The 13,473-nt window shown below is 55.0% G+C and carries 8 protein-coding genes and 3 rRNA genes; 5 read left to right on the forward strand and 6 right to left on the reverse strand.

Annotated features, from left to right (window positions below; translation table 11 throughout):
- Positions 1-77: 77 nt before the first annotated feature.
- The gene (locus tag LG300_RS00320) at positions 78-749 is read left to right on the forward strand and encodes a metal-dependent hydrolase (protein WP_404376452.1); all 672 of its coding nucleotides are present in this window, start codon (positions 78-80) and stop codon (positions 747-749) included.
- Here LG300_RS00320 and LG300_RS00325 read toward each other — a convergent pair.
- The 3 genes from LG300_RS00325 to LG300_RS00335 are packed head-to-tail and all read right to left on the reverse strand — an operon-like array spanning position 725 to position 4,786.
- The gene (locus tag LG300_RS00325; RefSeq protein ID WP_404376453.1) at positions 725-2,107 is read right to left on the reverse strand and encodes a sigma-54-dependent transcriptional regulator; all 1,383 of its coding nucleotides are present in this window, start codon (positions 2,105-2,107) and stop codon (positions 725-727) included. The two genes, LG300_RS00320 and LG300_RS00325, sit on opposite strands and share 25 nt — an antisense overlap.
- A complete protein-coding gene (locus LG300_RS00330; RefSeq protein WP_404376454.1) occupies positions 2,100-4,019 on the reverse strand; it encodes an ATP-binding protein in 1,920 nt (639 codons plus the stop codon). Before LG300_RS00330 ends, LG300_RS00325 begins: the two co-directional genes overlap by 8 nt.
- Positions 4,016-4,786 (reverse strand): GntR family transcriptional regulator, encoded by a 771-nt coding sequence (locus LG300_RS00335; protein WP_404376455.1) that lies wholly within the window; start codon positions 4,784-4,786, stop codon positions 4,016-4,018. The genes LG300_RS00330 and LG300_RS00335 overlap by 4 nt, the downstream gene beginning before the upstream one ends.
- Positions 4,787-5,126: 340 nt before the next feature.
- Here LG300_RS00335 and lldD point away from each other — a divergent pair, with 340 nt between their 5' ends.
- The 4 genes from lldD (at position 5,127) to rrf (ending at position 11,765) form a co-directional block, all read left to right on the forward strand.
- The gene (gene lldD, locus LG300_RS00340; RefSeq protein ID WP_404376456.1) at positions 5,127-6,290 is read left to right on the forward strand and encodes an FMN-dependent L-lactate dehydrogenase LldD; all 1,164 of its coding nucleotides are present in this window, start codon (positions 5,127-5,129) and stop codon (positions 6,288-6,290) included.
- Between the two features lie 495 nt (positions 6,291-6,785).
- Positions 6,786-8,318: ribosomal RNA gene (locus tag LG300_RS00345) — 16S ribosomal RNA — on the forward strand.
- A gap of 305 nt (positions 8,319-8,623) precedes the next feature.
- A 23S ribosomal RNA gene (locus LG300_RS00350) occupies positions 8,624-11,515 on the forward strand.
- A gap of 134 nt (positions 11,516-11,649) precedes the next feature.
- Positions 11,650-11,765: ribosomal RNA gene (gene rrf, locus LG300_RS00355) — 5S ribosomal RNA — on the forward strand.
- Together the 16S, 23S and 5S rRNA genes form the textbook arrangement of a ribosomal RNA operon.
- Positions 11,766-11,863: 98 nt before the next feature.
- Here the strand turns inward: rrf and LG300_RS00360 are convergent.
- The 3 genes from LG300_RS00360 to flgM all read right to left on the reverse strand — a co-directional run bounded on the left by LG300_RS00360 (position 11,864) and on the right by flgM (position 13,400).
- Positions 11,864-12,604, reverse strand: a complete 741-nt coding sequence (locus LG300_RS00360) for an SDR family NAD(P)-dependent oxidoreductase (protein WP_404376457.1) — start codon at positions 12,602-12,604, stop codon at positions 11,864-11,866.
- Between the two features lie 71 nt (positions 12,605-12,675).
- Positions 12,676-13,125: a flagella synthesis protein FlgN gene (locus tag LG300_RS00365; protein ID WP_404376458.1), complete on the reverse strand. Its 450-nt coding sequence runs from the start codon at positions 13,123-13,125 to the stop codon at positions 12,676-12,678.
- Positions 13,126-13,133: 8 nt separating this feature from the next.
- Positions 13,134-13,400, reverse strand: coding sequence for a flagellar biosynthesis anti-sigma factor FlgM (flgM, locus tag LG300_RS00370; protein ID WP_404376459.1), 267 nt, complete (start codon positions 13,398-13,400; stop codon positions 13,134-13,136).
- Between the last annotated feature and the right edge of the window lie 73 nt (positions 13,401-13,473).

A 13,473-nucleotide genomic window follows, 5' to 3' on the forward strand; every position in this document is an offset into this window, starting at 1 on the left:
CACTCTTTTTTCTGACACAGCCATGTTGTGTCCGCTGAGAATCTGGTAATTTATCCAGTTTTCCAGGGTGCCGTAACATGGCTAATTTTCGCACGCATATCACAGTGGCAGCAGCGGGCGGCACGCTAATGGCCTACGCTGGCTGGCAGGCTCAGTGGTGGCCCGCCCCACAAGCGCTGCTGGTGATTGCCCTGGTGGCCTTTGGCGGCATTTTGCCCGACATTGATGCTGACCGTTCCCGCTCTATCCGACTGATTTTTAATCTTTTATCAGTGCCTTCCCTGGTGCTGGGCGTACTCTTGCTACAGCCCTGGCTAACCCCTGGCCTGCTGCTGGTGGCTTGTGGCGGCATCTACTTTTCGGTGCGCTACTTAGCGGCGGTACTGTTTTCACGCCTGACCGTTCATCGAGGCATCTGGCACTCGCTGATGGCGGCAGGGCTATGCTCGCTGGCTACCGCCGCACTTAGCTATCACCTGCTGGCGCAGCCTGCTTGGCTGGCGTGGTCCCACGGGGCGGCGGTGTTGCTGGGCTTTATTATCCACCTGGGGTTGGATGAGCTGTTTAGCGTTGATTTAGAAGGCGCGCGGCTGAAGCGCTCCTTTGGTACGGCGCTGAAACTGGGCGATAGCCGTCGCCCACTCTCTAACCTGTTGATGCTGATCGCCCTGCTGGTGCTGGCCCCCTGGGTGCCGCCCTGGAGCGTGCTGCTAGAGCTTTTCCATCAGGGGTCGCTGCTATGGCGGTAGTCGTCGGCGCTGAGGCCATGTTTTTTCAGCTTGTCGTAAAAGGTTTTGCGGGGGATGCCCAGGTGGCGGCAGACATCAGTGACACGGCCGTGGTGGCGGGCTAGGGACTGGCTAATCAGGCTCTTCTCAAATAGCTCTACCTGTCGCGGCAGGGTAGGCTCTTGGGTATCCGCTGCGACGCCTTCCAGCAGCACGTCCAGGCGGTAGTCAAACGCCGCCCCTAGCAGCACGTAGCGCTCAGCGAGGTTACGCAACTCGCGGACGTTGCCGGGCCAGTCGTGGGCCAGCAGAGCCGCTACGGCGTGGCTATCGAGGGTGGGCGCTTCCAGTCCGCTGCGGTTGGCGGCCACCACGGCGAAGTGCTGAAAGAGTAGCGGAATATCTTCCCGCCGCTCCCGCAGGGCGGGTAGCGGGAGCGTGACCACATTGAGCCGGTAGTAAAGATCCTCGCGAAAGTGTCCCTCTTCCGCGGCTGCTTTGAGATCTACCTTGGTCGCGGCGATCACGCGGATATCGAGCGGCACCGCTTCGTTGGCACCCAAACGCTCGATACTGCGCTCTTGAAGGACACGCAGCAGCTTTACCTGCAGGGCCAGCGGCATTGATTCGATCTCATCCAAAAAGACCGTCCCGCCGTTGGCATGTTCAAATTTGCCAATGCGCCGCTCTACGGCACCGGTAAATGCGCCTTTCTCATGACCAAACAGTTCGGACTCAATGGTATTTTCCGGCACCGCGCCGCAGTTGATGGCCATAAAGGGGCTATTGCGCCGAGCGCTGCGCTCGTGGATTGCGCGAGCCACCAGGTCTTTGCCGGTGCCCGTTTCGCCAAACAGCAGCACGTCGGCTTCGACTTGGCTGATGCGTTGAATCATCGCGGCGAGCCGTGAAATCACCGGAGTGCGCCCTACCAGGCGTGGGCCGAGTGCGGCTTGCTGAACCTCCAGCTCTGCTTTCAAGCGCAGGTTCTCTAGGCTGAGCTGGCGCTTTTCAATGCCCCGCCTCACCACGTCCAGCAGCTGGTCGCCAGCGAAGGGCTTTTCCAGAAAGTCCCAGGCACCTGCTCGCATGGCCTCTACCGCTGTGGAAATATCGCCGTGGCCGGTAATTAAGATAATCGGCAGGGTAGCGTCGCGGCTACGCAGCTCATGAAGCAGAGACATGCCATCCATGCCGGGCATGCGGATATCACTCACAATCACACCAGGAAAATCAGGCGGCAGAGCGGCTAGCGCTTGCTCGGCTGATTCAAAACAGTGGGGCGTGTAGCCTGCAAGTTCTAGCGTTTGGCTGGCGGTGATGCGCAGATGCGGTTCGTCGTCGATCACCATGACCGGCAGCGTCGACGGCTCATGCATGGTATGGGTTCTCCTGTTCGATGCGGGAGCCAGATGGCTCGGGTGCCGATGAGCGTGGCAGGGTAATGGTAAAGCAGGCACCGCCTTCCGCTTGGTTCGTAGCCTGTAGCTTGCCCCCTAGGTCTTCCATAATACGCGAGGAAATGGAGAGTCCTAGTCCTAACCCACTTCCAGGCGCTTTGGTGGTGAAAAAAGGCTCAAAAATACGCCCGAGATGCTCGGCAGCGATGCCAGGGCCGTTATCCGCAACGCTGATACGCACTTGATGGTGAGCTACTTGGGCGCTAAGCGTTAGGGTAGGGGTGTCAGTCTCTTTCATTGCCTGCACGGCATTACCGATGAGGTTGACCAATACTTGCTCAAGGCGTACTAAATCGCCTTTCACCCAGAGCGTCTCTTCGGGCCACTGCTGAACCACGTTAACGCCATCATCACGCAAGCGGCTATGGAACAGACGCAGCGCGTACTCCATGCAGGCCTGTACGGAAATGGTCTCTTGGCGCTCACTGCTTTTACGGGAGAATTGGCGCAGTTGGGCACTGATATCCGCCATTCGTTGGGTCAGCTCGACGATTTGTGCCAAGTTGGCATCGGCTCGCTCGATCCGTGAGAGCTCAATAAAACGCCGTGCGTTTTCGGCATAGGCACGAATCGCTGCTAGGGGTTGGTTAAGCTCGTGATTAATCCCTGCGGCCAGCTGTCCGAGCACAGCGAGCTTCGCGGCTTGAATAAGCTCATCCTGGGTTTGGCGTAAGTTGGCCTCTGCCCGACGGCGCTCTTCGATTTCATCCGAGAGGCGCTGGTTGCTGGCGACTAGGTCGCGGGTGCGTCGTTCGACGCTCTCTTCAAGTTCGTCACGTACTCTCGCCAGGGTTTGGCGTTCGCGTTCGGCAAAGGCTTCTCGCTCACGGCGCAACCGCAGGCGTTGCCAGCCAATGCCACCGGCTAACACCACCACGCTATACAGGCCGCCCGCCATCAGCGCGGCTATCCATTGGGCATTCATCACCGGTGTCAGCGGCTTGAGGATATGCATTTGCCAGCCGAATTCAGGGATTGGGCGGGTGAGGCTTAAATAACGCCCGCCGCTGAGCGGCCCATGAGCGAAGCTGACCAAGTGGCTACCCGGCCCGTATTGAGTCTCAAGCTGTATCCCTGAGGGGGCCAAAGGCTCCATGGCATAGCGACGAGTGGCCCGTAATGCCTCTCGTTGCTCCTCGCTAAGCGGATGGAGGGCGCTCATCCGCAGCTCTGGGTGGCTGGCCATAAAAATAATGTTGTCGCTATCGGTCACAAATAGCTCGGCATCTTGTTCCGCCCAGCTCTCTTCTACGTCATCCAGCAGCACCTTGACGACGATAACGCCATCGGGCTTAGCATCGGGGGAGGTGTCATCTAGCCATACCGGTGAGGAGAAGTAGTAACCGCGCTCCAGGGATTTGATTCCCAAACCAAAAAAGCGCCCTTGACCACCGGCGATGGCATCTGTGTAGTAGCTGCGAAAAGCGTAATTCTGGCCGATAAAGGTATTAGGGCGATGCCAGTTGCTGGCCGCGATGGTGTTGGCGTCACGATCCAGCAAATAGACATCTGAAACGCCGGAGGTAAACCGGAAGCGATCCAGCAGCATATTGAGCGGCATGGGGTCTTGGCTATCGGGAGAATCTAAAAAGCGTTGCACGCCTTCTCGTGTGGCGAGCATTTGCGGCAGGTAGTCATAGCGCAGCAGGTAACCGTTTAAGTTGGCCGCTGAAAGACGCAGCTCGTTCTCGGCATCATCTTGCAGGTTCGAGAGTGCCTGTTCACGAGCTAGCTGGGCGGCCTGCCACATGCATAGCAACAGGCCGATGGGAATGGCGATCAGCCATAACAGCCGCCAACGCCGACTGGCATTATGGATACTACTGCTCATGCGGGGCTGCTGGTGCCCTGGGCACGTCGCAGGGCGCGCTGGGCGCGGGTTTCGGCTCTGGCCATCTCCAGCAATCCCTCTTCCACATAAACTAGGTGCTCATGGGCGCGAGCACGAGCGTCTTCGGCGCGTCCCTCTAAAATGGCATCCAACAAAGCACGGTGTTGTCTCATCAGCTGAGTGCGGGAGTCGGGCTTGGCAAATAGGTGTGCCAGGTTGTCGACGATACTCTGCTCCAAAAGATGAAAGATGCCGCGAATGGTATGCAGAAGCAGGACATTATGGGCGGCTTCGGCAATTGCTAGGTGAAAGGCCGCATCCAGTTTTGCTTCTTGGGCAGGGTTTGCGCCGACAAAGCCTCCATCGAGCTCTTCAAAGCGCTGGATAAGCACGGCTTTATCGGCAGGCGTAGAGCGCAGGGCGGCATAGTAGGCAGAAATACCCTCCATGGCGTCACGAAATTCCAGTAAATCCAGGTGGAATTCATTGTGGCGGGATAGCATCTCTAAGAGAGGGTCGGTATAGCCGCTATTTAGCGTTTCATTGACAAAAGTGCCACCGCCCTGGCGGCTGATAAGCAGGCCACGAGCCGCTAGCTTTTGAATCGCCTCTCGTAGCGATGGGCGCGAAACGCCAAAGCGTTCGGCAAGCTCTCTTTCCGGTGGCAAGCGCTGGCCAGGTTTTAAACTGCCTTCCAGAATCATAGCTTCTAGACGTTCAGTAATCACGTCGGCGAGACGCTGCTGGCGGAGCGGGGGGTAGGTCATTGATGAATGCTCCTTTAATTGGTAAGACCAATAATAGGTTGATTCTTTGGCCTGCTCAAGTGGAGGGTGAAAGAGGAGAGTGTCTTTTTCCCGAGTTATTAAGGCATTTAAACTAAAGTATAGGCAGTCGGGCGTGTTTGGTCGCCATCTTAGTTTGACACGCCCATAGCATCTTATTAACGTTGTTGAGCATATCTTGTAAATTGGTATTACCAATATCTGTTTGGCCAGAAGTGCATGCGTGTTGGCGGCATAGATGACCCTGAAATTGTCGTTCACCGGCTAGCGCCTGTTCTTTAATGGCTACTTACAATAACGCCACCACTGCATAGGGCCCGTCATGATCATTTCAGCATCCACGGACTATCGGCAAGCTGCCAAGCGTCGCCTTCCTCCCTTTCTCTTTCACTATGCCGATGGCGGGTCGTATGCAGAGCATACGCTGCGGCGTAATGTCGATGATCTGCGCGATGTGGCGCTGCGGCAGCGCGTGTTGAAGGATATGTCGTCGCTCTCCCTGGAAACCGAGCTGTTTGGAGAGAAGCTAGCGATGCCTTTGGCGTTGGCTCCGGTAGGTTTGGCAGGTATGTATGCAAGGCGCGGTGAGGTGCAGGCAGCACGTGCGGCAACTAAGAAAGGCGTACCGTTTACTCTTTCTACCGTATCGGTGTGCCCAATTGCGGAAGTGGCATCGGCAGTAGACCGCCCCATCTGGTTTCAGCTCTATGTGCTGAAAGACCGGGGCTTTATGAAGCATGTGCTAGAGCGAGCTAAAGCAGCAGGTGTGAAAACGCTGGTTTTCACTGTCGATATGCCGGTACCCGGTGCCCGCTACCGCGACGCCCACTCCGGTATGAGCGGTAAGTATGGGCCGACGAGGCGCGTGCTCCAGGCGGCTATGCACCCGTTATGGGCATGGGATGTCGGCATTCACGGGCGCCCCCATGACCTGGGTAATGTGTCCGACTATCGCGGCAAGCCAACGGAGCTGGAAGACTATATTGCTTGGCTGGGCAATAACTTCGACCCTGCTATTTCTTGGAAAGACCTTGAATGGATTCGTGAGTTTTGGGATGGCCCGATGATTATCAAGGGCATCTTAGATCCTGAAGATGCCCGAGACGCCGTTCGTTTTGGTGCCGATGGTATTGTGGTTTCTAATCACGGTGGCCGTCAGCTGGACGGTGTGCCTTCCACCGCTCGGGCGCTGCCCGCGATTGCCGACGCTGTTAAAGGCGACCTAGCGATTTTGGCGGACTCCGGTGTACGCAGTGGGTTGGATGTGGTGCGAATGATTGCCATGGGAGCTGATACTGCTTTAATTGGTCGCGCATTCATCTATGCACTGGCAACGGCAGGAGAGGCGGGTGTTACTCACCTGCTAGAGCTGTTTGAGAAAGAGATGAAGGTAGCGATGACGCTGACTGGTGCGCGTACGATTGCTGATCTTAGCTCGGAGTCATTGGTATCCGGTGCCATCGCCGCTATGAATAATCCTGCTTGATAGCGGGGTTTGGAAATATAGTGTTGTAGCTTTCCGGAACAAAGTTGGAGTTTTTTTACAAAACCCTCTTGCCAACCCGGCCGCGAATCCGTAAAGTACGCATCCGCTGCCGGGGACGCCAAGCGTTACCAGCGGTGCAAGAGGTGAAAAACCTCTGGTTTGTCAGGAGGTTAGCGCCGTCTTGTTAGAGATGAAATCGCTTACTTCCCTCGCTAAAAACAGCGGTTGACAAACACCACGGAATGCGTAGAATACGCCTTCCTCGCTGAGGCGACACGGTTCAGGTCATCGAGCCCGCGCAGCGACACAGCTCTTTAACAATTTGATCAGGTAATTCATGTGGGCGCTTGCCGATGAGGGTGATAAATCACCAAAACATCAAGGCAAGCGACTCGTCAAACAGGCTTCGGCCTAATGAATGAATTCGTTTGACCCTTGAGCCAAGTTTGGTTCGCTTCTGTTGCTACGGCGACAGGCAAGAACCGCATAGATCTTAAACTGAAGAGTTTGATCATGGCTCAGATTGAACGCTGGCGGCAGGCCTAACACATGCAAGTCGAGCGGTAACAGATCCAGCTTGCTGGATGCTGACGAGCGGCGGACGGGTGAGTAATGCATAGGAATCTGCCCGATAGTGGGGGATAACCTGGGGAAACCCAGGCTAATACCGCATACGTCCTACGGGAGAAAGGGGGCTTTGGCTCCCGCTATCGGATGAGCCTATGTCGGATTAGCTAGTTGGTGAGGTAACGGCTCACCAAGGCGACGATCCGTAGCTGGTCTGAGAGGATGATCAGCCACATCGGGACTGAGACACGGCCCGAACTCCTACGGGAGGCAGCAGTGGGGAATATTGGACAATGGGCGCAAGCCTGATCCAGCCATGCCGCGTGTGTGAAGAAGGCCCTCGGGTTGTAAAGCACTTTCAGCGAGGAAGAACGCCTAGCGGTTAATACCCGCTAGGAAAGACATCACTCGCAGAAGAAGCACCGGCTAACTCCGTGCCAGCAGCCGCGGTAATACGGAGGGTGCGAGCGTTAATCGGAATTACTGGGCGTAAAGCGCGCGTAGGTGGCTTGATAAGCCGGTTGTGAAAGCCCCGGGCTCAACCTGGGAACGGCATCCGGAACTGTCAAGCTAGAGTGCAGGAGAGGAAGGTAGAATTCCCGGTGTAGCGGTGAAATGCGTAGAGATCGGGAGGAATACCAGTGGCGAAGGCGGCCTTCTGGACTGACACTGACACTGAGGTGCGAAAGCGTGGGTAGCAAACAGGATTAGATACCCTGGTAGTCCACGCCGTAAACGATGTCGACCAGCCGTTGGGTGCCTAGCGCACTTTGTGGCGAAGTTAACGCGATAAGTCGACCGCCTGGGGAGTACGGCCGCAAGGTTAAAACTCAAATGAATTGACGGGGGCCCGCACAAGCGGTGGAGCATGTGGTTTAATTCGATGCAACGCGAAGAACCTTACCTACTCTTGACATCCTGCGAATTCGGTAGAGATACCTTAGTGCCTTCGGGAACGCAGAGACAGGTGCTGCATGGCTGTCGTCAGCTCGTGTTGTGAAATGTTGGGTTAAGTCCCGTAACGAGCGCAACCCTTGTCCTTATTTGCCAGCGCGTAATGGCGGGAACTCTAAGGAGACTGCCGGTGACAAACCGGAGGAAGGTGGGGACGACGTCAAGTCATCATGGCCCTTACGAGTAGGGCTACACACGTGCTACAATGGTCGGTACAAAGGGTTGCGAGCTCGCGAGAGTCAGCCAATCCCGAAAAGCCGATCTCAGTCCGGATCGGAGTCTGCAACTCGACTCCGTGAAGTCGGAATCGCTAGTAATCGTAGATCAGAATGCTACGGTGAATACGTTCCCGGGCCTTGTACACACCGCCCGTCACACCATGGGAGTGGACTGCACCAGAAGTGGTTAGCCTAACGCAAGAGGGCGATCACCACGGTGTGGTTCATGACTGGGGTGAAGTCGTAACAAGGTAGCCGTAGGGGAACCTGCGGCTGGATCACCTCCTTAATCGATGACTCATCCTCGCGGTAAGCGCTCACAATGAATTACCTGATCAGAATGCTGTTGGTACGCAGTGATAAGCGTTTTCTTCATATTAAAAAAAGAGAAAAGACTTTTTAAAGCCCTTTCTTTTTCTTTTGATGGTGACAATACGATTCGTTTATCACTGCTTATAGCAGTCGCTCTTTAACAATGTATATCATGCTGACAAGAACGTTTTCGAACGTTCTTACGTAAATTGTTAAGTGATACGTCTCAAGCGTATCCGGCAATCGTTATCATTGCGAAATCCAGACCCCTTCGGGTTATAGGGTCAAGCAATGAAGCGCACACGGTGGATGCCTAGGCAGCCAGAGGCGATGAAAGACGTGGTAGCCTGCGATAAGGTTCGGTGAGGTGGCAAACAACCTGTGACCCGGACATCTCTGAATGGGGAAACCCACTCAGCACCAGCTGAGTATCCTACGCTGAATATATAGGCGTAGGAGGCGAACCAGGGGAACTGAAACATCTAAGTACCCTGAGGAAAAGAAATCAACCGAGATTCCCCTAGTAGCGGCGAGCGAACGGGGACCAGCCCTTAAGCGTGTGACGGATTAGGCGAACGTGCTGGGAAGCACGGCCATAGCGGGTGATAGCCCCGTAGCCGAAAATCTGATCACGTGAAATCGAGTAGGTCGGGGCACGAGAAACCTTGACTGAAGACGGGGGGACCATCCTCCAAGGCTAAATACTCCTGGCTGACCGATAGTGAACCAGTACCGTGAGGGAAAGGCGAAAAGAACCCCGGAGAGGGGAGTGAAATAGATCCTGAAACCGTGTGCGTACAAGCAGTAGGAGCGGACTTTGTTCCGTGACTGCGTACCTTTTGTATAATGGGTCAGCGACTTATATTCAGTGGCGAGGTTAACCGTATAGGGGAGCCGTAGGGAAACCGAGTCTTAACTGGGCGACACAGTCGCTGGATATAGACCCGAAACCGAGCGATCTATCCATGAGCAGGGTGAAGGTTGAGTAACATCAACTGGAGGCCCGAACCAGGATCTGTTGAAAAAGATTTGGATGACTTGTGGATCGGAGTGAAAGGCTAATCAAGCTCGGAGATAGCTGGTTCTCCTCGAAAGCTATTTAGGTAGCGCCTCACGTATCACCACCGGGGGTAGAGCACTGTTTCGGCTAGGGGGTCATCCCGACTTACCAACCCGAGGCAAACTCCGAATACCGGTGAGTGCCAGCGTGGGAGACACACGGCGGGTGCTAACGTCCGTCGTGAAAAGGGAAACAACCCAGACCGTCAGCTAAGGTCCCCAAATCCTGGTTAAGTGGGAAACGATGTGGGAAGGCTCAGACAGCTAGGAGGTTGGCTTAGAAGCAGCCATCCTTTAAAGAAAGCGTAATAGCTCACTAGTCGAGTCGGCCTGCGCGGAAGATGTAACGGGGCTAAACCAGGTACCGAAGCTACGGGTTCATCCTCTGGATGAGCGGTAGAGGAGCGTCGTGTAAGCCAATGAAGGTGTGTTGAGAAGCATGCTGGAGGTATCACGAGTGCGAATGCTGACATGAGTAACGATAAAGGGAGTGAAAAACTCCCTCGCCGGAAGACCAAGGGTTTCTGTTCGACGCTAATCGGAGCAGAGTGAGTCGGCCCCTAAGGCGAGGCCGAAAGGCGTAGTCGATGGGAAACGGGTCAATATTCCCGTACCGGACATGATTGCGATGGGGGGACGGAGAAGGCTAGGTGAGCCAGGCGTTGGTTGTCCTGGTGAAAGTCAGTAGGCTGGTGTCTTAGGTAAATCCGGGACGCCAAGGCCGAGAGACGAGACGAAGACACCCCGGTGTCGAAGTCATTGATGCCACGCTTCCAGGAAAAGCCTCTAAGCTTCAGATCATGTGCGACCGTACCCCAAACCGACACAGGTGGTCAGGGTGAGAATCCCAAGGCGCTTGAGAGAACTCGGGTGAAGGAACTAGGCAAAATGGTGCCGTAACTTCGGGAGAAGGCACGCCGGCGTAGGGTAAGGGAACTTGCTTCCTCAGCCCGAACCGGTCGAAGATACCAGGTGGCTGCAACTGTTTAGTAAAAACACAGCACTCTGCTAACGCGCAAGCGGACGTATAGGGTGTGACGCCTGCCCGGTGCCGGAAGGTTAAGTGATGGTGTTAGGCCTCGGCCGAAGCTCTTGATCGAAGCCCCGGTAAACGGCGGCCGTAACTATAACGGTCCTAAGGTAGCGAAATTCCTTGTCGGGTAAGTTCCGACCTGCACGAATGGCGTAATGATGGCCACGCTGTCTCCACCCGAGACTCAGTGAAATTGAAATCGCCGTGAAGATGCGGTGTACCCGCGGCTAGACGGAAAGACCCCGTGAACCTTTACTATAGCTTCACACTGGACGCTGATGTTGCCTGTGTAGGATAGCTGGGAGGCTTGGAAACCCGGACGCCAGTTCGGGTGGAGCCAACCTTGAAATACCAGCCTGGCATCATTGGCGTTCTCACTCAGGTCCGTGATCCGGATCGAGGACAGTGTGTGGTGGGTAGTTTGACTGGGGCGGTCTCCTCCCAAAGCGTAACGGAGGAGCACGAAGGTACCCTCAGCACGGTCGGACATCGTGCAATGAGTGCAAGAGCATAAGGGTGCTTGACTGCGAGACAGACACGTCGAGCAGGTGCGAAAGCAGGTTCTAGTGATCCGGTGGTTCTGTATGGAAGGGCCATCGCTCAACGGATAAAAGGTACTCCGGGGATAACAGGCTGATACCGCCCAAGAGTTCACATCGACGGCGGTGTTTGGCACCTCGATGTCGGCTCATCACATCCTGGGGCTGAAGTCGGTCCCAAGGGTATGGCTGTTCGCCATTTAAAGTGGTACGCGAGCTGGGTTTAGAACGTCGTGAGACAGTTCGGTCCCTATCTGCCGTGGGCGTTGGATGTTTGAGAAGAGCTGCTCCTAGTACGAGAGGACCGGAGTGGACGACCCTCTGGTGTTCCGGTTGTCACGCCAGTGGCATTGCCGGGTAGCTATGGTCGGACGGGATAACCGCTGAAGGCATCTAAGCGGGAAGCCCCCTTCAAGATGAGACATCCCCGAGGCCTTGAGCCTCCTAAAGGGCCCAGCGAGACCAGCTGGTTGATAGGCACGGTGTGGAAGCGCTGCAAGGCGTTGAGCTAACGTGTACTAATGGCCCGTGAGGCTTGACCCTATAACACCCAAGGGGTCTGGGCGCGATGATAACGACGAGTGGACAGCCACTCAGAACACCGGATACGCACAAGCCAGCGAAGGCTTGCCAAAGAGACGTCACTTAACACAGCATGATATGCATTACCCGTTACGCCTGACGACCATAGCACGCGTGAACCACCTGATCCCATGCCGAACTCAGCAGTGAAACCGCTTAGCGCCGATGGTAGTGTGGGGTCTCCCCATGCGAGAGTAGGTCATCGTCAGGCACCTATTCCACAAAAAACCCAGCCAAACGGCTGGGTTTTTTGTTGGTACCCAACAAAAGCCCCGAGCATAGCGTGCTCGGGGCTTTTGCTTTATGGGTTTACCAGGGAATAGGTTTGCCTGCCCAGTCCCAAAAACTGCCGGTATCTTCGGTAGTGCGTTTGGCCATCACGTCAATGAGCCGCTCGGCAACAAACTCAGGGGTGAAGAGCTTCTCGGTAGGAACACGGGCTTGAAACGGTTTTGAAAGGGATGTGTCTGTCGTACCGGGGTGCAGGCAAAGGACAACCGACTGCTTATTGAGCCTAGTGAGTTCAATAGCTGCCGTTTTCATCAGCATGTTATGCGCAGCTTTACTGGCGCGGTAGCTGTACCAGCCACCATAGCCGTTATCAGTAATAGAGCCTACGCGGGCTGACAGGCTGGCAATAATGGTAGGGTGCTTGCCTTGTAAGGATGGCTTGATAGCAGATAATAGCAGGGCTGGTGTTGCCGCATTGATATGCATCACTTGAGCAAAAGCTGTTTCATCCAATTGTTCTAAGCGCTTTTCTGGCTGCACGCTCTGCGGCGAATTATGCAGTACCCCTATCGAATTAAAGAACAGGTGGACAGGTCGGCCGTTCAACCTTTTACAAAGCGCTTCGCGCCCATCGGCCGTGGTAATGTCTGTTATGACTGTGTCGAGCTTAGGGTGCTCATCGGCAATGGGGGTGCGGCTAACCGCAATAACATGCCCTGTTTGCGTGGCTGAGAGCAGGCGTTGCAGTATGGCACTGCCTATACCGCCATTCGCCCCTGTTACAACGGCGGTAAAGTGATCGGGAAGATGAGGCAACATGGAAAACTCCAATGGTGAACGATATCGTTTCCATTGAAGCGTGTTGTATAGTATTTGTCTATGTTTGCTTGCTAGGCAGAGGCGTTAATTCGTCCAGGCTGAGCACTGTTGCGGCCATTGGGCTTGTAGAGCGTTTTTTCGGCAATTTGGCGAATATAGTCCAGCATTTCCTGATTATGCTTCATACGCAGCGAGAGCATTTGTCCGGTAAGTGCGTTCATTCGTGATACGCGCTCGCTCTTCTCTAGCAAGCTTTCCCAAGTCGCTAGGCAATCGGCATCCATAGCTGCCTGCTTTGCACCATGAGCACCTTCTGGGTAGCCGAGCTTTTTTTGTACGCTGCGGCGTAATACTTCCATGCGCTCTAGCTCTTCTAAAAGTGCCTGCTTCTTATGCGCGATATCTGTCAGCACATCGCCATCGATATTTCCTTTGGTCAACTGCTCTTGCTCGCTAGAAAGCAAGGCAACCAAATCTTCAAGGCGCTGCAGCTGGCTGGAGAGTAGGCGTGAAAGGCTCATAAAAGAATTTACAGATCTTTCAGGTTAGCAATTAGCCCATCCGCAATGCGGTCAGCACGTACTTCGAGCCGTCCCTCGCGAATGGCGTCACGGATTTCTTGAACCTTAGCTGTATCGATATCCTGGCTGCTATCGATACTAGATTGGCTTAGCTGAGTAGCTTCACGAGTGGTGTTGCTCGCTTCAGGTGATTTTGCTCCGCTTACTTTCTGTACGTCGTCACGCTGCTGCGCTTGGGTATTGCGAAGCAGCGGATTAAGGTTGTCAATTTTCACGTTGTTGGCCTCATCGTCAACGTTAAGGTGCCCTGCGCTGTATTACTCACTATCGGCCTGGATGCTAAACACT

Origin of the sequence: Vreelandella aquamarina (genome assembly GCF_044805175.1) — a bacterium.
Lineage (GTDB): Bacteria > Pseudomonadota > Gammaproteobacteria > Pseudomonadales > Halomonadaceae > Vreelandella > Vreelandella aquamarina_B.

What these genes read in the sequence shown, in the direction of transcription:
- LG300_RS00330 (WP_404376454.1), bottom strand. Translation starts at nt 4,019, where the DNA reads ATGAGCAGTAGTATCCATAATGCCAGTCGGCGTTGGCGGCTGTTATGG.
- LG300_RS00320 (WP_404376452.1), top strand. Translation starts at nt 78, where the DNA reads ATGGCTAATTTTCGCACGCATATCACAGTGGCAGCAGCGGGCGGCACG.
- LG300_RS00325 (WP_404376453.1), bottom strand. Translation starts at nt 2,107, where the DNA reads ATGCATGAGCCGTCGACGCTGCCGGTCATGGTGATCGACGACGAACCG.
- LG300_RS00360 (WP_404376457.1), bottom strand. Translation starts at nt 12,604, where the DNA reads ATGTTGCCTCATCTTCCCGATCACTTTACCGCCGTTGTAACAGGGGCG.
- LG300_RS00365 (WP_404376458.1), bottom strand. Translation starts at nt 13,125, where the DNA reads ATGAGCCTTTCACGCCTACTCTCCAGCCAGCTGCAGCGCCTTGAAGAT.
- LG300_RS00335 (WP_404376455.1), bottom strand. Translation starts at nt 4,786, where the DNA reads ATGACCTACCCCCCGCTCCGCCAGCAGCGTCTCGCCGACGTGATTACT.
- lldD (WP_404376456.1), top strand. Translation starts at nt 5,127, where the DNA reads ATGATCATTTCAGCATCCACGGACTATCGGCAAGCTGCCAAGCGTCGC.